Annotated in this window: 23 protein-coding genes; 13 read left to right on the forward strand and 10 right to left on the reverse strand. The window is 63.5% G+C overall.

Annotated elements, in window-relative coordinates; all coding sequences use genetic code 11:
- Positions 1-79 precede the first annotated feature (79 nt).
- From DM826_RS04640 to DM826_RS04650, 3 genes are all read left to right on the forward strand, one after another.
- Positions 80-1,153 carry a LolA family protein gene (locus DM826_RS04640; protein WP_120101973.1) on the forward strand — a complete coding sequence of 358 codons (1,074 nt, stop codon included), beginning with the start codon at positions 80-82 and terminating at the stop codon, positions 1,151-1,153.
- 109 nt (positions 1,154-1,262) lie between these two features.
- Positions 1,263-3,074: a HEAT repeat domain-containing protein gene (locus DM826_RS04645; RefSeq protein WP_120101975.1), complete on the forward strand. Its 1,812-nt coding sequence runs from the start codon at positions 1,263-1,265 to the stop codon at positions 3,072-3,074.
- A 46-nt stretch (positions 3,075-3,120) separates the two neighbouring features.
- The gene (locus tag DM826_RS04650) at positions 3,121-3,489 is read left to right on the forward strand and encodes a hypothetical protein (protein WP_120101977.1); all 369 of its coding nucleotides are present in this window, start codon (positions 3,121-3,123) and stop codon (positions 3,487-3,489) included.
- On the opposite strand, the gene DM826_RS04655 is transcribed toward DM826_RS04650, so the two are convergent.
- Together DM826_RS04655 and DM826_RS04660 are read right to left on the reverse strand one after the other, a co-directional pair.
- Positions 3,490-4,950, reverse strand: coding sequence for an RtcB family protein (locus tag DM826_RS04655; RefSeq protein ID WP_120101979.1), 1,461 nt, complete (start codon positions 4,948-4,950; stop codon positions 3,490-3,492).
- A 41-nt stretch (positions 4,951-4,991) separates the two neighbouring features.
- Positions 4,992-6,032, reverse strand: a complete 1,041-nt coding sequence (locus tag DM826_RS04660) for a class I SAM-dependent methyltransferase (protein ID WP_120101981.1) — start codon at positions 6,030-6,032, stop codon at positions 4,992-4,994.
- A gap of 85 nt (positions 6,033-6,117) precedes the next feature.
- Here DM826_RS04660 and DM826_RS04665 point away from each other — a divergent pair, with 85 nt between their 5' ends.
- The gene (locus DM826_RS04665; RefSeq protein ID WP_120101983.1) at positions 6,118-6,405 is read left to right on the forward strand and encodes a hypothetical protein; all 288 of its coding nucleotides are present in this window, start codon (positions 6,118-6,120) and stop codon (positions 6,403-6,405) included.
- A gap of 29 nt (positions 6,406-6,434) precedes the next feature.
- Here the strand turns inward: DM826_RS04665 and DM826_RS04670 are convergent, their stop codons facing one another.
- Together DM826_RS04670 and btuC are read right to left on the reverse strand one after the other, a co-directional pair.
- Positions 6,435-7,247 carry an ABC transporter ATP-binding protein gene (locus DM826_RS04670; RefSeq protein WP_120101985.1) on the reverse strand — a complete coding sequence of 271 codons (813 nt, stop codon included), beginning with the start codon at positions 7,245-7,247 and terminating at the stop codon, positions 6,435-6,437.
- Entirely contained in the window at positions 7,244-8,341 is a 1,098-nt protein-coding gene (gene btuC / locus DM826_RS04675; protein ID WP_120101987.1) for a vitamin B12 ABC transporter permease BtuC, read from the reverse strand. Before btuC ends, DM826_RS04670 begins: the two co-directional genes overlap by 4 nt.
- Positions 8,342-8,398: 57 nt before the next feature.
- On the opposite strand from btuC, the gene DM826_RS04680 reads away from it, so the two are divergent.
- Positions 8,399-9,472 (forward strand): PGF-CTERM-anchored ABC transporter substrate-binding protein, encoded by a 1,074-nt coding sequence (locus DM826_RS04680; RefSeq protein ID WP_120101990.1) that lies wholly within the window; start codon positions 8,399-8,401, stop codon positions 9,470-9,472.
- An 18-nt stretch (positions 9,473-9,490) separates the two neighbouring features.
- Here the strand turns inward: DM826_RS04680 and DM826_RS04685 are convergent, their stop codons facing one another.
- Complete coding sequence (locus tag DM826_RS04685) at positions 9,491-10,225, reverse strand: adenosylcobinamide amidohydrolase (protein ID WP_120101992.1); 735 nt, start codon at positions 10,223-10,225, stop codon at positions 9,491-9,493.
- A gap of 181 nt (positions 10,226-10,406) precedes the next feature.
- Between DM826_RS04685 and DM826_RS04690 the strand changes: the two genes are divergently transcribed.
- Positions 10,407-10,661 carry a hypothetical protein gene (locus DM826_RS04690; RefSeq protein ID WP_120101994.1) on the forward strand — a complete coding sequence of 85 codons (255 nt, stop codon included), beginning with the start codon at positions 10,407-10,409 and terminating at the stop codon, positions 10,659-10,661.
- Here the strand turns inward: DM826_RS04690 and DM826_RS04695 are convergent, their stop codons facing one another.
- A complete protein-coding gene (locus DM826_RS04695) occupies positions 10,662-11,921 on the reverse strand; it encodes a COG1470 family protein (protein ID WP_120101996.1) in 1,260 nt (419 codons plus the stop codon).
- 219 nt (positions 11,922-12,140) lie between these two features.
- On the opposite strand from DM826_RS04695, the gene DM826_RS04700 reads away from it, so the two are divergent.
- The 5 genes from DM826_RS04700 (at position 12,141) to DM826_RS04720 (ending at position 16,640) form a co-directional block, all read left to right on the forward strand.
- A complete protein-coding gene (locus DM826_RS04700; RefSeq protein ID WP_120101998.1) occupies positions 12,141-12,545 on the forward strand; it encodes a high-potential iron-sulfur protein in 405 nt (134 codons plus the stop codon).
- 77 nt (positions 12,546-12,622) lie between these two features.
- On the forward strand, positions 12,623-13,156 hold the full coding sequence (locus tag DM826_RS04705) for a DUF2062 domain-containing protein (RefSeq protein ID WP_120102000.1): 534 nt from the start codon (positions 12,623-12,625) through the stop codon (positions 13,154-13,156).
- A gap of 92 nt (positions 13,157-13,248) precedes the next feature.
- Entirely contained in the window at positions 13,249-13,908 is a 660-nt protein-coding gene (gene tenA / locus DM826_RS04710; RefSeq protein WP_120102002.1) for a thiaminase II, read from the forward strand.
- Entirely contained in the window at positions 13,905-14,630 is a 726-nt protein-coding gene (locus DM826_RS04715) for a TenA family protein (protein WP_120102005.1), read from the forward strand. Before tenA ends, DM826_RS04715 begins: the two co-directional genes overlap by 4 nt.
- A gap of 63 nt (positions 14,631-14,693) precedes the next feature.
- Positions 14,694-16,640 (forward strand): SLC13 family permease, encoded by a 1,947-nt coding sequence (locus tag DM826_RS04720; RefSeq protein ID WP_120102006.1) that lies wholly within the window; start codon positions 14,694-14,696, stop codon positions 16,638-16,640.
- Here the strand turns inward: DM826_RS04720 and DM826_RS04725 are convergent.
- From DM826_RS04725 to DM826_RS04735, 3 genes are read right to left on the reverse strand one after another with little or no spacing between them, the layout of a single operon-like run.
- The gene (locus tag DM826_RS04725; protein WP_120102008.1) at positions 16,637-16,843 is read right to left on the reverse strand and encodes a hypothetical protein; all 207 of its coding nucleotides are present in this window, start codon (positions 16,841-16,843) and stop codon (positions 16,637-16,639) included. The two genes, DM826_RS04720 and DM826_RS04725, sit on opposite strands and share 4 nt — an antisense overlap.
- 56 nt (positions 16,844-16,899) lie before the next feature.
- The gene (locus DM826_RS04730) at positions 16,900-17,472 is read right to left on the reverse strand and encodes a MogA/MoaB family molybdenum cofactor biosynthesis protein (protein ID WP_120102056.1); all 573 of its coding nucleotides are present in this window, start codon (positions 17,470-17,472) and stop codon (positions 16,900-16,902) included.
- Positions 17,473-17,510: 38 nt separating this feature from the next.
- Complete coding sequence (locus DM826_RS04735; RefSeq protein WP_120102058.1) at positions 17,511-17,936, reverse strand: EamA family transporter; 426 nt, start codon at positions 17,934-17,936, stop codon at positions 17,511-17,513.
- A gap of 118 nt (positions 17,937-18,054) precedes the next feature.
- On the opposite strand from DM826_RS04735, the gene DM826_RS04740 reads away from it, so the two are divergent.
- The gene (locus tag DM826_RS04740; protein WP_120102010.1) at positions 18,055-18,543 is read left to right on the forward strand and encodes an Lrp/AsnC family transcriptional regulator; all 489 of its coding nucleotides are present in this window, start codon (positions 18,055-18,057) and stop codon (positions 18,541-18,543) included.
- Positions 18,540-19,685, forward strand: a complete 1,146-nt coding sequence (locus tag DM826_RS04745) for a pyridoxal phosphate-dependent aminotransferase (protein WP_205738797.1) — start codon at positions 18,540-18,542, stop codon at positions 19,683-19,685. Before DM826_RS04740 ends, DM826_RS04745 begins: the two co-directional genes overlap by 4 nt.
- A gap of 18 nt (positions 19,686-19,703) precedes the next feature.
- Here DM826_RS04745 and DM826_RS04750 read toward each other — a convergent pair whose 3' ends face one another.
- Positions 19,704-20,297, reverse strand: coding sequence for a HalX domain-containing protein (locus DM826_RS04750; RefSeq protein WP_120102012.1), 594 nt, complete (start codon positions 20,295-20,297; stop codon positions 19,704-19,706).
- Between the last annotated feature and the right edge of the window lie 39 nt (positions 20,298-20,336).

A 20,336-nucleotide genomic window follows, 5' to 3' on the forward strand; every position in this document is an offset into this window, starting at 1 on the left:
GAACTCGTAGCGACGTGTGCAACGTGACCAAGCTGTGCGCGGAGCAATGTACTTACGGCGCAAGCACGTAGCGGTGGTGATGACTTCCACCCCTTTCAGTCGTCGCCTCGGTGTGCTAGCCGCCCTCCTTGTGGTCGGCTTGCTGGCCGCTGGCGCGGCGACCGGGCTCCCCGGCATGGCTGTCGACGACCAGCCGTCCGGCGACGAGATTCTTGATCGCGTCGAGACCCGATACGATTCCGCCGACACGCTCAGCGGGACGGCGACCGTGACGGTCGAAAACGCAACCGCATCGTCGACGGCAACTGTCTCCTTCGCCGCCAAACAGCCCGAGAAGGTGGCCTACACGGTCAAAAAGGCCGGCACAACCTACGAGGCTGGCTCGAACGGCAGCGTCGCCTGGGCGGTCGGTGAGAACCGATCGTACGCCCGTGAGATCCCGACCGAAGCCGAGCTTGAAGCCTACGAGGCGAGTGGCGACCGCGAGCGGCTCCTAGGCGAGGCCAGCCAGTATGGCTCGCTGACCGATCCGGTCGCTGCATCGAACGTCACCGCGACGCTCGTTGAGACCACCGAGATCGACGGCGAATCCGCCTACGTTGTCGACATCGAGCCAACTGACGACGCTGCTACCGTCGCTGGCACGCTCTGGGTCGCCACCGATGACAGCCGCCTGCTGCAGGCGACCGCGACCGACGGCACCAACGAGACGACCGTTCGGGTCAGCGAAACTCAGTTTAACGTTAGCATCCACGACAGCACCTTCGAGCCGCCAGCCGATCGGGTGTCGGTGACGACAACTGACACCTACGACAGCTTCGCGGCTGTTCAGTCGGCGACCGAGCTCTCAGTACCGCCCTCCGACGCCGGCACGTTCACCACCGCCACCGTGATCAGTCGGGCAAACGGCCAGGCTGTCGTCCAGCAGTACGCCGTCGACAACGACACGGTCTCGGTGATCACGGCAAGCGGCGTGTCGATGCCGTTCGATCAACTCGACAATGGGATGACGGTGACCGTCGATGGGCAGTCGGCAACCGCCGTCGAGCGTGACGACCGCGCGGTCGTCTTCTGGACGGCCGACGGGGTCACTACCGCCGTCGCTGTCGAGGGAACGATCGAGGACGCGACCGCCGCCGCCGCGACGCTATAACGCGCTGTTGCGGGCCCCCCGCGTACGCCGTTCCTCCCCCAATTATCGCTGGTGATACCCGCGGGCGAACGCTTTTTGACTGCGCTACCGACCATCCGATATCAGGTAGATGGCGTCCCAGTCACCACACCACCTCCAGTGCTGTTGTTGCGGCACACCCGTGTCGTGGGCGGCCGACGACACCGACGCCGCAGAGCCGCCCACACAGCGGTCGGTCGGCTCGGAACCGCCCGCGACTCTGGGAGGCCCGCCGACGATCGGATCTGACCCGGCGGGGGAGGGGGCTCCCGAACCAGACGGCGGGGTTCAACTCCCCCCGCCGATCCCGAACCCGGTGTGTCGGGACTGTGCGACCACGGCAACCACGACTGCCGGCGACCCGATCGACGCACCGCCGACACCCCAGGGCACTTCCGCCCTCCCAGCTACCGCCCCAAAATCCGGCCCGAATCCCGTCATTGTCGACGGCGTCACCTGTTGGCGCGTCGGCACCGACGACCGGTGGCAACTCGCCCGCGACGCGGTCGGCTGTGACTCAGCCCGTGAGTTTCTTCGACGCCATACCGATGCCGACGGCACCCCGCTGCGATGGTTCGGGATCGACCACCGCGGCTCGCCGCAACAGGTGCGGATCGACCCTGACGGCGTTGTCGATCTGCTCAGTTTTTGTGAGACGTTTGGCTCCGGCACCGCCTTCGACATCGAGACAGCCCGTCCTGCGTCGCCGATTGAGCCGCCGGTTGTTGACGTACAGCGCGTGACGGCATCCCGCTCGACGCACGACACCCCACAGGTGTCAGCGTTGACAGCCGAACCCGCCCCGCGTCGGGTTGTGGTGTCAATCGATGCGGTCGAGACCATCGCTGTGACTCCACAGCCAACGGTAGCGACTCCTGATCCCGGAGTCACCACACAGCAACTCGATCGCTACGGGCAGTTGGCGGCGGTCGCTCCCGGGGTTATCAACCCCAGCGGCCTCGAAACGCTGCTTCGGACGCCCGATCCACAGGCGCGAGCGACCGCCGTAGAGATCTTTGAATCTGTTCTCGCCGCGACAGCTACCTCCGGGTTGACAGCGATCTCGTCGCTGGTGGACTGTCTCGATGCGGGGCGGGTGAGCACGCTGTATGCTCTGCGATCGCTGGCACATATCGCGGAGCTGTATCCCGATATCGTCGCCGACGAGGTCGACCCCGTCATCGACACCGTCACCGCTGATAGCCGGCTGGTGGCGGCGGCGGCAACACGGCTGTTGCTTTACGTAGCCGAACACAACCCCGGTGCCGTCTTGGATGCCGTCCCCGCCTTCGGCTCGCTGTTGGCTCCGACGCCGACCCGCGCGCGCCGGCAGGCGTTGGCGACGGTCGGCCTCCTCGCCAAACCGCACCCCGGGGCAGTACGACCGCTCGTCCCACAGCTCTGTTCGCTGTTAGACACTGATGACACTGCCTTTCGGATCAGCAGCACCGCCGCGCTCGGCCGCGTGACGGCTGCCTATCCGGCGGCGGCGACACCGGCGGTGCCGACGCTGGTGGCCCAACTCGACGCCGACCATCCGGAGCTCCGCGCCAACGCGGCCGGCGTCCTCGGCGACATCGCCAGAGAATTCCCCACCGATATCGCGCCGTATACCGACGAACTCGCCGCCCGTCTCACCGACGATGATCCGACCGTGCGGTCGAATACGGCTGGCGCATTCGCTCGCATCGCGTCGGTGAAACCTCGGCACGTCGAGCCGTTTACCGATGCGTTGATTGCGTTGTTGGATGACGAGTGGACGCGAAGCCGTGTCCATGCCTGCTGGGCGTTGGGTCGGTGTGATGCCACCGCGGCTGCCGACGCACTCGCCGAGTGTCACCACACTGATCCCGAGGAGTCAGTGCGACAGCGGGCAGCGTGGGCGCTGGAACGCATCGAGTGAAAGGGCGCACAAAGGGCTCAATAGCGTTGCCGCCCAAGAACTGGTAATGAGCTTCACTGTCACCTACTACTGTCCTCACTGTGAGGCCCTCGTTGAACTCGACCGCGAGGGATATCTCGATGACAAGGCTGTCACCCCCTATCCCTTCGAGGGCTGGTCGTATGTCTCCCCTGATGAGCCGTTTGAGGACGAAGCCGATGTTGACGGCGTCGCCTTCACCTGTGGCGAGGACGGCACGCTCCGGGATGGCGAAACCGGCTGTGGGGAGTCGTTTTATCTCAGCTTCATCAAGTTCGAGGACGGCCGTGAGATCGATCCACGGCAGCCAACTGAACAGGTCGAACTCGCTGATGAATCGCCCTCGGCACCCAGTGGCCCCTCCGGGCCGTCGGGCCCGGGCGGCTTCTGGTCGTAATCAGCCTTTGATATTGCAGACCGGCACGGTTCGAGCAACAGGATCGGCGAGATCGAGATCCTTGGAGACGGCGACCACGTCGTCGATATCCTTGTAGACACCGGGTGCTTCCTCGGCGATGGTCTCGCCGTCCTCGGCTTTGATGTAGATCTGCTGGTGATCGCGGAGGTCGTTTTGGACGTCGCTCGCGCCGTACTCGCGTTTGGCCTGCGTGCGGCTCATGATCCGGCCCGCGCCGTGGGCGGTGGAGCCGAAACTCTCCGACAGCGAGCCATCTCCGCCGCGGAGCACGTAGCTGCCGGTGCCCATGCTGCCCGGCAGAAGGACGGGCTGGCCCACCTCACGGTAGGCCCGTGGCACCTCCTCGCGGCCGGCCGGGAAGGCTCGCGTCGCGCCCTTCCGATGGACGTAGAGCTCCCTGTCCTCGCCGTCGACCGCGTGGATCTCCTTCTTGGCGATGTTGTGAGCGACATCATACAGCAGTTCCATCCCCATGTCTTCCCAAGAGCGACCAAAGACACGGTCGAAGACCTGCCGTGTTTGGTAGGTGAGCAGCTGGCGGTTGACCCACGCAAAGTTGATCGCCGCGCCCATGGCCCCGTAGTACGCCTCAGCAACCTGGCTGCCGGCGGGGGCGGCCGCGAGGTTGTCATCGGGGAGGTCAGCGTTGAACTCGGCGTGTTCTTCGCTGATGCGGTTGACATAGTCTTTACAGACCTGGTGGCCGAGCCCGCGGCTCCCACAATGGATCATCACGACGATCTGGTCGGACTGAAGCCCGTAGGCGTCGGCCACGTCGTCCTCGAAGATTTCGCTGACGCGCTGGACTTCGAGGAAGTGGTTGCCGGAGCCGAGACTCCCGATCTGGTTTTTGCCGCGGTTTTTGGCGTCTTCGGAGACGAAGGCGCTGTCGGCATCGGGGCGACGGCCTTCGTCCTCGCAGTGCAGCATGTCGTCCCGTGTCGCATAGCCTTCGTCGACCGCCCAGTCGAGCCCGCGGTCAAGCACCTCGGTGACCGTCTCCACATCGGTTTCGACAACGCCCCCGTGACCGATACCGGTCGGAATATTCGCAAACAGCGCGTTGACGAGCTCCTCTTCTCGGCCGCGGAGGTCGTCGTAGGTGAGAGTTGTCCGGATCAGTCGGACGCCGCAGTTGATGTCGAAGCCGACCGCCCCCGGCGAGATGCAGCCATTTTCCGCGTCGATCGCGCCGACGCCGCCGACCGGAAAGCCGTAGCCCTGATGGCCATCCGGCATGCAGAGCGCGTGGGTCGTGATCCCCGGCAGTTGGGTGGCGTTGGTGATCTGATCGAGGGTGTTGTCGTCGCCGATCTGATCGAGGAGGGATTCGCTGGCGAGCAGCCGCGCCGGGACACGCATTTCGCCTTCTTGGCGGATCTCCCAGACGTGCTCCCGAACCCGCTGCAGCTGATAGCCGTTGATCTCCCGCGTGGTCATGACTGGCCGTCAGCGACCGACGCGAAAGAGCGTTGCGTCCGCTATCGGTGGGCCGCTGTCAGCCGCACGTCGAGACAGACATTGAGTTCGTGGGGGGCGTACGATCGGACGACGTGTTCGGTCTCAACGGTCACAGCGTACTCCGGTTCGGCGGCCGCTTTGATCGCCTCAATTCCCGGGCCGAAGGGGTCGTCCTCGTGTTGGATGTCGTAGTAGTGGAGGACACACTCCTCGCCGGCGAGATCAACCGCTGTGGCAACAAACTCGTTCGCGCTGTGGGGAAGGTTCATCACGAGCCGGTCGGCCCAGCCGTGGTAGTCGTCGGCGACATCGCGGACGTCGCCGGCGATCGCGGTCACCGCGTTGGCGACACCGTTGCGACGGGCGTTTTCTCGGCAGTAGTCGACCGCCGTCTCGTTGAGATCGACGGCGACGACATCGGCCCCGCGGCTGGCGGCAGGGATCGCAAACGGGCCGACGCCAGCAAACATATCCAGTACCTGCTCGCCCGGATCGATCTGTTCGACGACGCGGTGGCGTTCGGTGGCGAGCCGCGGCGAAAAGTAGACGGCGGCGAGATCAAGGCAAAACTCGTGGCCGTACTCCCGATGTACTGTTTCGGTCGGTGAGAGCTCGCTGTCGGCGGCTGCGTCGTCGTCGACGGCAACCACCTCCCAGTCTCGCACCCGGAGTTCACCTTTGATCTTCGAGGCACGATTGAGCACCGATCGAGCCGGCAGGTCGGCGTCGATGACGGCCTCAGCGATCGTCGCCGCGCGGTCAGGGTCGTCCTCGTCGATGACGACGATGTCGCCGATCCGCTCCACGGAGGGCTCGAAGCCGAGGATATCGGCGGGCGTGCGAACACCCTGGCGGACGGGAAGATCGTGGGTCGTCATCTCGGTGTCGCCATCGAGTACGGCGACAGCATCGGCTGCGGCCTCGGCGTCGGTGATGGGAATGTAGAGACGGCCGTCCTCGACGGCGATCTCGTGGTCGTCGTCGAGGGCGTCAGCCGCCGCCAACGCGCTGCGGGCAGCCTCGCCGGATTCGCGGGCGACGGCGACACACGGAACGTCCATAGTGACCGTGTGGTATCGCCGCGCCTAAGCGTGACGTTTGGCGGCGACCACGGGTGCTTTGAGGGTGGCATCCCAACGAACGGCAATGAGTGACAGCGAATTTCCCGATCCCCGCCCTGGGCCGTCGTGGGAACGGCTGCGGGTACGGGCCGCCTGTAGTGCGGGCGTTGCGGTGGTGCAACTCGCTGTTTTCTGGGAGTTTGTCGTCCGGACGATCCCGATGTTGTGGCCGCCGGTTGAGCCGCTGACCCAGTGGGTGAGCTTTCTGATGGTCTCGCTCGGCTCGTTTGTCATCATTTCCGGACTGTTTGGGACGCTGCTCGGCGACCAACTCTACGATCGGTATCTGCGCGACACTTCAGAATCGCCGTAACCAGCTGGTTTCGGCCTGCGACGAACGATCTATTCCTCCTCGTCAGCGGTCGCCGTCGACTCCGCCGACAGCGCGGTCACCCGTGGTGTGTCGGTCACCTCGTCGCGGGAGACAACCGCGGTTGCATCAAAGGCGTCGTCCAAAGTTTCGCTTGTCAGCACCCTCTCCGGGTCGCCTGCGGCGACAACGTCGCCCTCAGCCAACAAGATGAGCCGATCGCAGTAGCGGGCTGCCAGATCCAGATCGTGAATCGCGGCGACCGCGGCGGTGCCGTCGTCGACGACTGACCGAACGGTCTCCAGCGTGCGGATCGCGTGGTTGATATCGAGGCTTGCGGTCGGCTCATCCAACAACAGCACCGGCGTCGCCTGCGCCAACGCCCGGGCCAACAGCACCCGTTGGCGCTCGCCGCCGCTGAGGTCGGTGACCGGCCGATCGGCCAGCGATTCCAGCGAGGTTCGCGCCAGGGCGTCGGCGATCACCTCTTGATCCGTCTCATCGGGGGTGCCGAACCGGCCGATGTGGGCATGCCGTCCCATCGCCACCGCTTGCTCGACGGAGAACCCAAAGGATAGTTCGGTCTCCTGTGGGACAGTCGCTACCCGTCGGCCGATCTCCCTGGCCGACAGCGACGACACCGATTGGCTGGTTACCGTGACCACGCCGGTCGTCGGGGTGACGCCGCCGCGGATCGCTCGCAACAATGTTGTTTTGCCCGCGCCATTTGGGCCGATAAGCCCGACGAGTTCACCGCGCTCAGCTGTGAGTGAGACACCTGACAACACCGCTCGACCGCCGAGGGTGACCGACACGTCGTCGACAACGAGTGGTGGGTCACTCACAGCGTGTGCACCTCCCGGCTACGGAGCAGGTACAGGAAGAAGGGCGCACCCAACGCGGCGGTGACGATGCCGACCGGGATCTCCGTCGCGCCCGCCCGAGCGATCGTATCCGTGATCACGAGAAATGACGCGCCGCCCAGCGCGGCCGCCGGCAACAACACCCGATGATCGGGGCCGACGACCAACCGCAACATATGCGGAACGATGAGCCCGACAAAGCCGATCACGCCGGAGACGGCGACAGCCGCGGCGGTCAGAACCGCCGATACCGCAAGCAGGAGCCGCTTTGTGCGCTCAACCTCAACGCCCAGTCCAGCGGCGGCCTCCTCGCCGAGCAGGAGGACGTTCAGATCGCGGGCGTACGCCAGCAGCATCCCAAACAGCACGGGGACGATGAGCAGCGTGATCGTCACGTCATCCCAGCCGGCGTTGCCGAGATGGCCCATCAGCCAGTGGACGACAGCCCGAAGCCCCTCGCCGCTGTACAGCTGCAGGGCGGCGATAACGGCCCCAAGGAAAGCTTGGATCGCCACCCCGGCCAACAGCAGCGTTGCAACCGGCGTTCGACCGCCATCGGTGGCGATCAGATAGACGACAAAAGCCGTTATCACCGCACCGAGAAACGCCGCGCCGCGAAGCCCCAATCCGAAGGGAATCGCAGCGGGCGCAACGATGGCCGCGACCGCGCCGACCGCGGCCCCCGAGGAGACGCCGATGATCGAGGGATCGGCCATCGGATTGCGGAAAAAGCCCTGCATCACGGTGCCGGCGGCCGCCAGCGCGAAGCCGACCGTTGCCGCCAACATAATTCGTGGGAGCCGAACGCGCATGATGATCGTTTCGGCCGTGCTGTCGACGGGGTAGGCAACCGCTGACTGCCACTGCAGTGTCGGCACCGGTACCTGGAGGGTGCCGGCAACCGACAGCGGTGCGACCTCAATTCCGGCCGGCAGCGACACCGCGTTGAGCAGGATCTTCACCACCGTTGCCGGCGGAATTGAAACCGGCCCGATCCCCGCACTGAGCGTCCCCGCGACAGCGAGCACCGTGGTGAGCCCCAGCGACCACGTTACGGCGCGCTGTCGCACTCGCATGAATGAAAGCCGAGTTGCAGTAGGCAAATACTTATTGTCTTCACCCGGAGATGGCGTATGATCACGAATCGACGACTGCGTGTTGTGTGTCTGTTGGCGGCTGTGGCCATCGGGATCGGCTTGGCCGCTGTCGCACCTGTGTCGGCTACAGCGTCAGGTGAATCTGTGTCGACCGCAAACGACACGTTCCCTGTCACGCTCACCGACGCGACCGGCACGGCGGTCACTGTTGAGTCCCGTCCTGAGAATGTGACGACGACCAACCCGAGTGCGGCCCAGACGATGTGGACGCTTGGCGCGGCCGACCAGGTCGTTGGCGTCACACAGTACGCGAGCTACCTCGATGGGGCCGAGAAGCGGGACAACGTCTCGGCGGCCGGTCTCGGCGTCAGCATCGAGCGGGTGGTAGCGACCGAACCGGATCTGGTGCTCGCGCCGAATGCGACCAGTGTCGAGACCGTGCGAACGCTTCGCGCAGCCAACCTCACCGTGTATCATTTCCCGGCGGCAACCGATTTTGAGGCGGTTGCCACGAAAACACAGACCATCGGTCGGCTGACGGACAACACCGCCGCGGCCGCTGAGACGAATGCGTGGATGTGGCGCAATGTTGCGGCGACCGAGTCGGAACTGAACGATGTTGATCGCCCACGCGTGCTCTATCCGCTACTGGGTGGGTATGCCGTTGGTGACAACACGTTTATTAACCAAATTATCACCACGGCTGGCGGAGCGAACGTTGCTGCCAGCGAGTTTGACGGTTATAAACAAATAAACTACGAGGTTGTCCTCAAACTTGATCCCGAGATACTGATCGTCACCGACCAAACCCAGGGTCAGATCCTTGCCTCCACACCGTACTCACAGACCTCTGCAGGACGAAACAATCGAACTGCATCGTTGTCGGTGCAGTATCTCAACCAACCCGCCCCACGGAGTGTCGTTTATGCGACCGGTAATCTCAGTGCTCAGCTGCATCCGGATGCGGCGGCTAACGTGACCACGACACCCGGCGCCGACGGCGACGATGGGCCGGCGACAGACGTTTCGGCCCCCGGATTCGGTGTTGTTGTCGCTGTCCTCTCCTTGGTGGCGGTCGTTGCCAGCGCGCGATTCTATCACGGGCGGTAGTCGACGACGCCGGTGGAGCTATTTCAATGTCGAGACTGTCGCCGTCGCCGTCGTTGCAGCGCCATAGTCAGCGTCGGCTACCGATCGCGGCAGCTCACCGTCCGGATACCGTGCGTCTACGGCGGCGGTGAGGCCGTCTCGAACACAGGCCCGGGCCGCTTGGCCAACCATCGTCGCCGAGCCAGCAAACTGTGCTGGCTCACCGGTGGGGTCGCTGCCGACGATCACCGCATCGCTCGTCGTGCCGGTGAAGTCGGTTCGGTGGCTGAGCGTTGCGGTTTTCGCCTCGGCGACCCCTGCAAGCAGGCTGGCCAACGCGGCCGGCGGGAGTGCTCGCGTTGTGCCGACGATGATGTTGATTGTTCCATAGTGGTCGGTGGTGTCGGGGGTCGTGCTGTCACCTTCGACCGTCGTCGACGACTCGGCAGCCCCCTGCGGCGGCAACGTGGCCGGATTTGAGAGCCCAGCGGTGACGAGCACCTCAACCGGGTCGAGGACGGCCCGTCTGGCGTGTCGTTGCTCGACACCTGTCAACAACGCTGGCCCATCGATCTCGAAGCCGGCGGCTGCCGTCCGCCGATCGACGTACCTGCTGAGGTCGGTGTCGTTCCACCCGGTCGGCACCGTGATGTTGTAGGCGGCGTCGGCGCGCCCTCGACCGCCATCGACACCCGTCGAGAGCCAGTCGGTATCGGGCCGGCCAGCCTGTAGCACGCCGTCGGTGATCGTTGTCTCGAAAACGCCGTTGGCCATCGTTGCTGGCAATCAATCGCAAGCCAAGTAGCCCTGTCGACTCCGAATGCAGCATAATTTCTATGAATATAAAATTATACTAGCTATAATACAACAAATATTTGAATAAAAGCGTATTGAGATTGTACTTCACAGATATAGCCGCAATTCTTTTGACAATCGCGGTTACTAATGTTGTTGTATGAAGACGGAGCGATCAAAACCACACGAATACCGCGTTATCGACGAAATGAATACAAACGATGCGATTAATCTCCTCAACCCATCAGCAAACCGTGTGTTTCAGGTGGTTGCCTATGAAGATGATGCGCTCCGGAAAGAGCTTGCAACGCTGCCGGCCGGCAAACTCGTCGAGCTCAAACTTGATCGCGTCGGGGCGCGGGCCAACGTGTGGCGAGCGCATCGACCGGCAAACGTGACATCGCTTACCGCGTGATCAGTTTCCTTCGTCTCTGGTGATCTCGTAGCGGAAGTCGATCGTGTTCTCCGGCATGATCCGCACCGACCACTCGCCGGCGGCTGGCTCATCCAGCTCGTAGGTGAACGTCTGTTGGCCGCCGCGGGCGGCGTAGGTGCCGTCGGTTGTTTCTCTCGGCCGCTGGGCGCCGAGATTGACGCTGCCGGAGTCCGTCAGGCTGGTTCGTTCGGCGTCGATCTCACGGCCGTCCGGTGCGATAAAGGTCACATCGAACGACGCGTCTTGACTGCGCTCGCCGGCTCGGCGCCGTTGGTTGGCGGTGAGTTCCAGCGTTGCATTACTCGTCGTCTCGCTGACGCTGAAGCTCGTTTCGAATGGTTCCTCGGGGGCAGTCCATACCTGGAAGTTGAGATCGACCTCCTGCCAGTAGGTGTTGTCGGCGTTGCGAGCCGGATCGGTGAGGCCGAGGTCGACGGTCGCGCTGTAGTCGCCGCGCTCGGCGTCAGCGGGGGGTTCGACGGTAAGTTCGATCGTCTCGGTTTCGCCCGGGGCGACCTCGCTGGGGGCCTCGATCGTCACCCACGAGCGATCCAACGTGGTGCGACCGCCTGGGCGATGGCGGCGTCGGTTCTCAGCGTTGAACTGCGGGTTGACCGGGACAGCCTCCTCGCCGGTGTTCGAGACTGAAATCTCTCGGGTGATCGTTTCGCCGGCTTGGAGGTGGGTGTAGATGTGTGTCTCCGAGTTGAGCTGGACGGTCGGCTCCTGCCAGACATCAACGCTGAGGGAGACGCTGTGGATCGGTTGCGGCGGCCGGCCTGGATACCGAACCGTCTCATCGGTGAAGGCGATGACACCGCGGTAGTCGCCGATCTCGGCATCATCTGGAACGTCAACCGAGATCTCAACCTCGGTGGATTCACCGGCATCGAGCGTAGTCTCACCATTCGGAATCGATACCCAATCCGGTTCGACCGGCGGCTGGCTCCGGGTCGGCGGGGTAGCGATTCGTGGGGCGATGTCGACGGCCTCGTCTTCGCCGTTTTCGATGCTAACGGTGACCGTGTCGCTTTCGCCCGGCTTGAGTTCGAGGTTTCGGTACCCCTCATCGACATAGAGGCGCGTGTAGTTGCCGGGATCAGGGGCGGTGACTCCGTCGCTGGCGGTCGCTGTCTCGGTTGCTGTTGCGGTGCTTCCCGTCGTTGCGGCGACCACGCCCGTGGCAGCGACGGCACCGACTACCACCAGCGTGATCAACATGAGCGTTCGACTGTTCATAGTGGATGCCAGCGTCTGTGGATCCGGCCTGTCTGGAGGGCGGTGTACTGGCAGCTACAACTCGGTGATCGTGGGTACTACCCCTTGTGAAGACTCAAAGCTCAATTTGTGTTACACATTCATATCCTCGATATCTGCGTCGGGGTGGAGCCCTCCCTCGATTCTCAGTTTCTGAGAACAGTAGTGTTCATCTTTTACACACTCGTCGTACCTCCTGATATGTCGGAGACACCGAACTCACGCCGACAGTTCCTGCGTGTCGCCGGTGCCGCAGCCATCACCACCAGCCTCGCCGGCTGCGGTGGCAGCGGCGGCGGTACAGACAATTCGGAATCGACGACTGAGAGCACTGAGGAATCGGGTGGCGGCGGCAGCGAGTCTGAACCGGTTCCGGAGTCCGAGCGTACCGCCAAGGCGCTTGGCGGCATCGAACGCGATCCCGACGCACTCCAAGATCCCGAGGCACTCAACTACCAGTCAACGCCGAACAACGGCCAACAGTGTAACGGCTGTCAGTACTATGTCCCGGATCAAAACGGCGACGGGATGGGTGCCTGTACGCTGGTTTCCGGCCAGATCGACCCTGAAGGCTGGTGTATCAGCTACGCCGCGTACAACGGCTAACCTGACTCGCAGTCGTCACGCCCGTCACCGCGCCGCCGTGCAGTAGGTTCTTGCCACGATAGGGCTAGCTGTGGTGTATGCGTCGCTCTCGCGGTGGTCGCCTGACTCGCCTGCGACAGCGAGTCAGGACAGCGGTCGAGGCCTCCTTTGATGACGATCAGCCGCCCGAGGAGATCGCTGGGAGCTTTGCGATCGGCGTATTTTTGACCACGTTGCCGACCCTCGGCGGCAACCTCCTTGTGATGGTCGCGTTGGCAGCCCGTGTCGCCTGGATCAACCCGGTCGCACTGTTTAGCTCAGGGATCGTCATCAATCCCCTCGTCAAGTGGGGAGTGTATGCGGTCAGCGTCCCGATCGGTGTCGCACTGCTCGGCCCGATCGATGGTGGCCTCAGCGTCGACCTCTCGCTGTCGGGCAATCGACCCTTATTGGTGCGCGTTGCTGTCGGCTCGTCGATCATCGCGGTTCTCGCAGGCCTGCTTAGCTACGGGCTCGTCCGTCAGATGGTCATCGCCTACCGCCGTCGTGAGATCGATGTTGTCGAGGAACTGGTCGACACCGTACTCACCGGCGACGACGAGCCCACCGCTCCCGCCGAAGACGCCAAATAACTGCTCGGCCGGGGGTGCCTACCGTGTGCGTCGTAGACGAATAAGTTAGTGTTATTAGCAAGTTATAACTGCGAGAACCCGAATACACGCCCATGGCCGGCAGCGACCACCTCCTCGATGCAGGCGAATCGATCTGGCAGGCCCAGAAAGCCCATCCCTTCGTTGTCGAACTCGCCGATGGCAGCCTCGACCGCGCGGCGTTCGAACACTGGGTCAAACAGGATTATCGCTACCTCCAAGATTACGCCCGGTTGTGGGCCCTCGCCGGGACGAAAGCCCGCGAGGAGACGACGATGACCGACCTGTTGGGTATCGCCCACACCATCCTCGACACTGAGATGGATCTCCACCGCTCGTTTGCGGCCGACTACGGGATCAGTCAAGAAGAGTTGGAGGCGACAGAGAAGGCACCGACCTGCGTCGCCTACACGAACTTCCTGCTGCGAACGGCCTACGAGGGGAGCCTCGCCGAGATCGCCGCCGCGCTGTATCCCTGTATGCAGGGCTATCTCGATATCGCCGATCACATGGCCGAGGTGGCCGACGACACCCACGCGTACACCCCGTTTATTGAGACCTACACCGGCGATGAGTTCCGCGACGACGTGGCGTGGGGACGGGCATTCGTTGATGACTGCTGGGAGCAATACCCCGGCGAACGCGAGGCGATGGAAGACGCGTTCCTGACGAGTGCGAAACTCGAATACCGATTCTGGGAGATGGCCTACAGCGAGGAGGGGTGGGGCCTATGAGCGATGCGTCGACTACGGCGACGATCGAAGACGCTGACACCTTCGACGACTACGCTGAGAGCCACGACGATCCGCGATTCACCGACTGGCTCCGCGAGCGAAGCGAGCCGGCGTGGAGCGACGCCGTCGACCATAGATTCACTCGGGAGTTGGGTGCAGGCACGCTTGACGAGACCGTGATGGCCGCCTACCTCACCCAAGATTACGCCTTCGTCGACACGCTGGTCGGCGTCTTCGGCTACGCTGTCGGACAGGCGCCGACGATGGCGGCAAAACGCCGCTTTGTCGAGTTTCTTGACGTGGTCACCGACGACGAGGATGCCTACTTCGAACGCTCCTTCGATGCCCTTGCGGTGCCGCCAGAGAACTGGCAGACACCCGAGCGAACCGCAACGACAGAGGCGTTTATCGACCTCCTGCTTGCCGCCAAAGAGCAGGGCGGCTACGCCGAGACGCTGGCCGTCCTGGTGCCCGCCGAATGGATCTACCGCTCGTGGGCGACCCGTGAAGCCGAAGATCGCCCCGAGCAGTTTTATCTCGCCGAGTGGATCGACCTCCATGCCAACGACGACTTTGTCGCCTTCGTCACCTGGCTGCGAGAGCAACTCGATACGGTTGGGCCGACGCTGTCGCCGCGTCGCCAACAGCGGGTGGCTCGGTTGTTCCAGCGGACGGTTGCGCAGGAGGTCGCCTTCTTCGACGCTGCCTCCAACGCCGTCTAGTTCGACTCGGCAGTCTTGGAGTCGCCGGCTTCAAGACGCCTGCCCTGCCTTGCTGAGACAACAATGTCGGCGGTCATCACCGGTGGGTTGCCGCTTGCGACCGGCGGGCTCGCCGCAGGTGTGACCGCCGAGACGCTTGTTGTCTTCGGGATCATTCTGCTGGCGTTGGTGTTGTTTGTCACCGAGTGGCTGCCCATCGACGTGACGGCCATCTTCGTGATGGTGCTGTTGATTCTCTTGGGCCCCGACGGGATCGTCAATTTCACGCAGATCACGACAACCGAGGGTGTGTCGGGCTTTTCGAATCCGGCGACGATCACGGTGTTGGCGATGTTGATCCTCAGTTCCGGGATCAGTCGAACTGGCGTCGTCCAGATTCTTGGCCGCAAGATGGCCAACTTCGCCGGCGATAGTCCGCACAAACAGCTGCTGGCGACCATCGGCGTCGCCGGCCCCGTCTCGGGCTTTATCAACAACACGCCGGTCGTGGCAATTCTCGTCCCCATCGTCTCCGATATCGCTCACAAGGGCAACACCTCGCCGTCAAAGCTGCTGATGCCGCTGTCGTTTGCCTCCATGTTCGGCGGGATGCTCACGCTGATCGGCACCTCAACGAACATCCTCGCCAGCGACGTGTCGGCGCGACTGCTCGGCCAGCCGTTTTCGATGTTCGAGTTCACCAAACTCGGGATCATCGTCTTCATCGTCGGCTCGGTGTACCTGCTGACGATCGGCCACCGGCTGCTGCCCGAGCGCGTTCCACCCGAGGAGGATTACATCCAGGAGTACGAGCTTGAACCGTATCTGACCGAGGTCGCTGTCGTCGAGGGATCGCCGATGGTTGGCAAGACCGTCCCGGCTGCCATCGACGACGCCGCATTCGACGCTGATATCCTCGGGTTAGTCCGCGACGACGAGCAGTTTATCGAGCCGGCCAGCGCGACAACGATCCGTGCCGGCGACGAGCTGCAACTCCGCATCGACCGCGATACACTCGCCTCGCTGGTCGATGAAGCGACGCTTGGCGTGGTTGGCACCCCCGATTCGGATGCTGATCTTGTGGCTGACGAGCAGGCCGAACAGACGCTTGTCGAGGTCGTCATCCCGCGTGGTTCCTTCCTTGCCGGCAAGACACTGGCAAGCTCGACGTTCCGCAAGCGATACGACGCCACCGTCTTGGCGTTCCGCAGCCGTGGCGGGACGATCCGCGATGGCCTTGAAAACCGTCCCATTCACGTCGGCGACACACTCCTCGTGCAAGCGCCACCGGACAGTATCGACCGCCTCTCGCGTACCTCGGACTTCATCGTCGCCCACGAGCCCGACAAACCTGAGTACCGAACCGACAAGATCCCCCACGCCGCGGCGATCATGCTCGGCGTCGTCGGCCTCGTCGCTGTCCCGTTCGAGGCCATCGGCGCGTGGCTCGCGTCGGCGACAGGGATCGGTGCGTTCACCGCGCTGTCGGCGTTGTCGCTGCCGATCATGCTAACCGCGCTGATGGGCGTCGTGGCGATGGTGGCGACGGGCGTAATCAAGGCTCCCGAACTCTATGACGCCGTCGAGTGGGATGTGATTCTGTTGCTTGCTGGGATCATCCCTTTGGGCATCGCCCTCGAACAGACCGGCGGGGCCGACCTGCTGGGTGCGCTTGTCGCCGCGACGGCGAACTATCTCCCTGTGATCGGTGTGCTGTGGGTGTTTTATCTCGCAACGGGGTTGATCACGGGCGTTATCTCGAACAATGCGAGTGTCGTGTTGATGCTCCCGGTTGCCATCGAGGCGGCGACAGCGATCGGCGCGAACCCGTTTGCGTTCGTGTTGGCGGTGACTTTTGCGGCCTCGACGGCGTTTCTGACGCCGGTCGGCTACCAGACGAACCTCTTCGTGTACGGGCCGGGTGGCTACAAGTTCTCGGATTTCCTCAGAGTTGGCGCGCCGCTGCAGTTGCTGCTGTCGGTGGTGACGGTGCTTGGGATCGCGTTCTTCTGGGGATTGCGCCCCGCTTAATCTCGCGCTATAGAATCGGTGTCGCAATCGCCGGTCGCATCGGGTGGGGTGTCAACGACGTGGTGCGGCCCCAGTGGGCCATGCGTTGGACAGACGCCGTCGATAGTCGTCGCGTTGAGACAGCAGGCGCGCTGCTCGCTGGCGATTGCGCCCTGTCGGAGTGCAGCCCCACAGAGCCGGCAGTAGCCCACGTCGTTGCCCATGCAGGGTGTTGCCGTGGCAACGAATAGGCCTCTCGGTTATCGTTCTGTCCGCGGCGTTATTCGACCAGATGCCGCGTCGCCAACCCGACGAGATGTGGGGCCTCAGGCAGGATGATCGCCTCGGTCGCCAACTCGACGGCGTTGGTGCTGCCCGGCAGGACGAAGACGGGCGTATCGCGGGCGATGCCGCCGGTTGCCCGCGAGGCAATGGTTCGCGGGCCGATCTCCTCATACGAGAGCTGCCGGAATAGCTCGCCGAACCCAGGCAACTCGCGGTCGAAGCGGTCGCTGACGGCATCCGGCGTCACGTCGTCAGCGGTCGCGCCGGTGCCGCCGGTGGTGACGACTAGATCGACGGTGTCGTCGTCGAGGAGGTCGTCGAGGGCGCGTTGAATCTGGCCGATATTGTCGGCAACGAGGCGGCGGTCGACGACGCGATGACCCGCCTCCTCAAACAGCGATTCGATGTGGTCGCCGCCGGGATCGTCGACCGCGCCGTCAGCCTCGGCTCTGGAGGTCGAAACTGTCAGGATCGCCGCCTGGAGCGGCGAGACGATATCGTGGCCGTGGTCGTCGGTGGTTCGGCGGTCGGGATCGGTCGTCGGTGTCGGCGTCGAGTTGGCTGTCATGTCCCCCCAGCGTGTCGCCGTCATCTTAGCGGTGGCGGCTACTCGATGCTGACGAGCGCGACAGCAACGACCGCCAACACGATGCCAGCCAGTTTTCGCGGTGTCGGTGCTTCCCCGAGGACAGCGATCCCGAGGATCGAACTCGTCACCAGAAACATCCCAAAGATGGGTGTCACAACGCTGACCGGGCCGCGAGCCAACGCGCGATAGTACGCCAAGATCCCCACCGTGAGACAAACCCCGGCGGCGAGAATGTAGCCGGCATTCGGCCCGCGAATATGTGACATCACCGGCTGATCGGTGGCGACGACGAGTGTGCTGACGACACCAACCAACAACCCATTGGTGAGCAGCATGGCTACGTCGCTCGGCACCGCGTTTGGCCCGGTTGTCGCCACCCGCAGCAACACGGGCACGAGTGTGTATCCAACCAATGCCAAGAGCGCCCACGGCAAATAGCTCATACTGTTGGTCGGTTCGCTGGCATGATAGCGGTTCTGGATACCGGCTGCGGCAGCCTCTTCGGTCGGGGCGCCAGCGGAGTGTCGCAAATGATATGCAACCCGGGGCCCCACCACATGTATGGACGAGAAACAGGAGCTCTTGTCGCTGCTGTCGACCGATGCGCGGGAGGATGTCGATGACATCGCCCGCCAGCTCGGTACCGACGCCGAGACGGTCGAGAGCCTGCTCGATGAGTTGGAGTCCGACGGCACCGTTCACGGCTACCAGGCGGTCATCGACTGGGACAACACCGACACCGAGCATGTCGCCGCGTTCGTCGAACTCAACGTTGAGCTTGACCGTGAAACCGGCTACAAGGAGATCGCCGACCGGATCGCCAAATTCCCCGAGGTTGAATCCCTCCGACTCGTCTCCGGCGACTACGACTTCGCGATCGAGGTCACCGGCGACTCGATGCAGGACGTCTCCCAATTTATCTCCGAGCAGATCGCACCCATCCCGGAGATCACCCAGACGGTGACCCACTTTATCATGGAGACCTACAAGGAGGCCGGCATCGACTTCGGCGACCGCGACGACGATGATCGCCTCTCTGTGTCGCCATGACGCTGCAGCCGAACGACCGCGTCGCCGATACGCCGGAGTCCGGAATCAGAAAGTTCTTCGAACTCGCCGAGGAGCGCGACGACGTGATCTCGCTGGGCGTCGGCGAGCCCGATTTCTCCGCGCCGTGGGCCGCACGCACCGCCGCGATCCACTCCTTGGAGGCGGGCAAGACCTCCTACACCGCCAACCGCGGGAAGCTGGAACTCCGCCAAGAGATCGCCAACCACGTCGAGCAGTGGGAGCTCGACTACGACCCCGACAGTGAGATCCTTGTGACGACGGGCGCAAGCGAGGCCGTCGATCTCGCGCTCCGCACCTTCGTCGATCCCGGCGATACGGTCGCCGTCCACCAGCCGACCTACATCTCGTATAAGCCGGGCGTCCGCTTTGCGGGCGGTGAGCCACTGCCGGTGCCGACGGGCGCGGACAACGACTTCGTGTTGACGCCGGAGGCCCTCCGCGAGGCTGGTGCAGCCGACGCCGACGCGCTTATTCTCTGTTACCCGAATAACCCGACCGGCGCGGTGATGAACGCCGAGGAGGTCGCAGCCGTCGCCGAGTTCTGCGTTGATAACGACATCGACGTGATCGCCGACGAGATCTACGCCGCGCTCACCTATGACGGCGACCACACCTCGATCGCAACGATGCCGAACATGCGGGAGCGAACGGTCGTCATCAACGGCTTCTCGAAGGCCTACGCGATGACCGGGCTTCGACTCGGCTACGCGATGGGGCCGCCCGACGCGGTTGAGGCGATGAACCGCGTCCATCAGTATACGATGCTGTCGGCACCGACCACTGCCCAGTACGCTGCGATCGAGGCCCTGCGAAGCTGCGAGGAGAGCGTCGACGAGATGGCAACCGCGTTCAATCGACGACGGCGGTTTGTCCTCTCGCGGTTCGAGGAGATGGGACTGGACTGCTTTACCGCCAAGGGCGCGTTCTACGCCTTCCCGGCCTGCGGCGGCGACGACGAGGCCTTCGCTGAGAATCTCCTCGAAGAACAAGGTGTTGCCGTCGTTCCGGGTAGTGTCTTCGGCCCCGGCGGGACGGGCCATCTCCGAATCTCGTATGCAACGGGGATGCGTGACCTCAAAGAAGCGATGAACCGGATCGACGCGTTCGTCGCTGATCGATAACTGACCGCTGTCGGGGAACTACTCGAAGGAGACTTCCTCGTCGGCGTCGTCAAACTCCTGATAGAAGCCGGCGTAATCCTCGTGGTCGGTGAAGGCATCCATCGTGTTGTCGAGGTCGTCCCGAAGCTCGTTGATCTGTTCGGTGAGTTCTTGATACTCCTCGTTGTCGGCGAGAGCGGATTGGCTCTTTTCAGACTCCAAGAGCGCCTTCTTCGAGGACAGCGAGAACAGCTGTTGGACACCTTCCTCGTAGGAGTTCCGCGAGAGGAGATCCTCGATCGTCTCCTCCAGCGTTTCTCGGGTGACGGGTTTGACGAGGTAGGTGTCGAAGCCCATCTCGATGATGTCGAAATCGGGTTCGACGGCGGTCACCATCGACACCCGGCAGTCGATCCCGCGGTCACGGACTTCCTCCAGTACTTCGTCGCCGGAGAGGCCGGGCATCCGCCGGTCAAGGAGGATAATATCGATCTCGTCGTCCAGCTGTTCGACGGCCTCCTCGCCGCCGTAGGCCGTCCGAACCCGGTAGTCCGCGCGGAGCCAGGTGGCATACAGATCAGCAAGGTCAGGTTCGTCCTCGACAACAAGTACGAGTGGGGGTTCGTCAGTCATATCTCGATGGATCCCTCGTCGCTCATAGAGGGTATGGTG

It is taken from the genome of Halonotius aquaticus (assembly GCF_003605575.1).
In the GTDB taxonomy this organism is placed as follows: Archaea; Halobacteriota; Halobacteria; order Halobacteriales; family Haloferacaceae; genus Halonotius; species Halonotius aquaticus.

Excerpts from the sequence above, each read along its gene's own strand:
- DM826_RS04740 (WP_120102010.1), top strand. The coding sequence starts at position 18,055 with ATGGACGAGAAACAGGAGCTCTTGTCGCTGCTGTCGACCGATGCGCGG.
- DM826_RS04705 (WP_120102000.1), top strand. The coding sequence starts at position 12,623 with ATGCGTCGCTCTCGCGGTGGTCGCCTGACTCGCCTGCGACAGCGAGTC.
- DM826_RS04695 (WP_120101996.1), bottom strand. The coding sequence starts at position 11,921 with ATGAACAGTCGAACGCTCATGTTGATCACGCTGGTGGTAGTCGGTGCC.
- DM826_RS04650 (WP_120101977.1), top strand. The coding sequence starts at position 3,121 with ATGAGCTTCACTGTCACCTACTACTGTCCTCACTGTGAGGCCCTCGTT.
- DM826_RS04745 (WP_205738797.1), top strand. The coding sequence starts at position 18,540 with ATGACGCTGCAGCCGAACGACCGCGTCGCCGATACGCCGGAGTCCGGA.
- DM826_RS04640 (WP_120101973.1), top strand. The coding sequence starts at position 80 with ATGACTTCCACCCCTTTCAGTCGTCGCCTCGGTGTGCTAGCCGCCCTC.
- DM826_RS04645 (WP_120101975.1), top strand. The coding sequence starts at position 1,263 with ATGGCGTCCCAGTCACCACACCACCTCCAGTGCTGTTGTTGCGGCACA.
- DM826_RS04660 (WP_120101981.1), bottom strand. The coding sequence starts at position 6,032 with ATGGACGTTCCGTGTGTCGCCGTCGCCCGCGAATCCGGCGAGGCTGCC.
- tenA (WP_120102002.1), top strand. The coding sequence starts at position 13,249 with ATGGCCGGCAGCGACCACCTCCTCGATGCAGGCGAATCGATCTGGCAG.
- DM826_RS04680 (WP_120101990.1), top strand. The coding sequence starts at position 8,399 with ATGATCACGAATCGACGACTGCGTGTTGTGTGTCTGTTGGCGGCTGTG.
- DM826_RS04685 (WP_120101992.1), bottom strand. The coding sequence starts at position 10,225 with ATGGCCAACGGCGTTTTCGAGACAACGATCACCGACGGCGTGCTACAG.
- DM826_RS04700 (WP_120101998.1), top strand. The coding sequence starts at position 12,141 with ATGTCGGAGACACCGAACTCACGCCGACAGTTCCTGCGTGTCGCCGGT.
- DM826_RS04665 (WP_120101983.1), top strand. The coding sequence starts at position 6,118 with ATGAGTGACAGCGAATTTCCCGATCCCCGCCCTGGGCCGTCGTGGGAA.
- DM826_RS04750 (WP_120102012.1), bottom strand. The coding sequence starts at position 20,297 with ATGACTGACGAACCCCCACTCGTACTTGTTGTCGAGGACGAACCTGAC.
- DM826_RS04655 (WP_120101979.1), bottom strand. The coding sequence starts at position 4,950 with ATGACCACGCGGGAGATCAACGGCTATCAGCTGCAGCGGGTTCGGGAG.
- DM826_RS04735 (WP_120102058.1), bottom strand. The coding sequence starts at position 17,936 with ATGAGCTATTTGCCGTGGGCGCTCTTGGCATTGGTTGGATACACACTC.
- btuC (WP_120101987.1), bottom strand. The coding sequence starts at position 8,341 with ATGCGAGTGCGACAGCGCGCCGTAACGTGGTCGCTGGGGCTCACCACG.
- DM826_RS04730 (WP_120102056.1), bottom strand. The coding sequence starts at position 17,472 with ATGACAGCCAACTCGACGCCGACACCGACGACCGATCCCGACCGCCGA.
- DM826_RS04720 (WP_120102006.1), top strand. The coding sequence starts at position 14,694 with ATGTCGGCGGTCATCACCGGTGGGTTGCCGCTTGCGACCGGCGGGCTC.
- DM826_RS04690 (WP_120101994.1), top strand. The coding sequence starts at position 10,407 with ATGAAGACGGAGCGATCAAAACCACACGAATACCGCGTTATCGACGAA.
- DM826_RS04725 (WP_120102008.1), bottom strand. The coding sequence starts at position 16,843 with ATGGGCAACGACGTGGGCTACTGCCGGCTCTGTGGGGCTGCACTCCGA.
- DM826_RS04715 (WP_120102005.1), top strand. The coding sequence starts at position 13,905 with ATGAGCGATGCGTCGACTACGGCGACGATCGAAGACGCTGACACCTTC.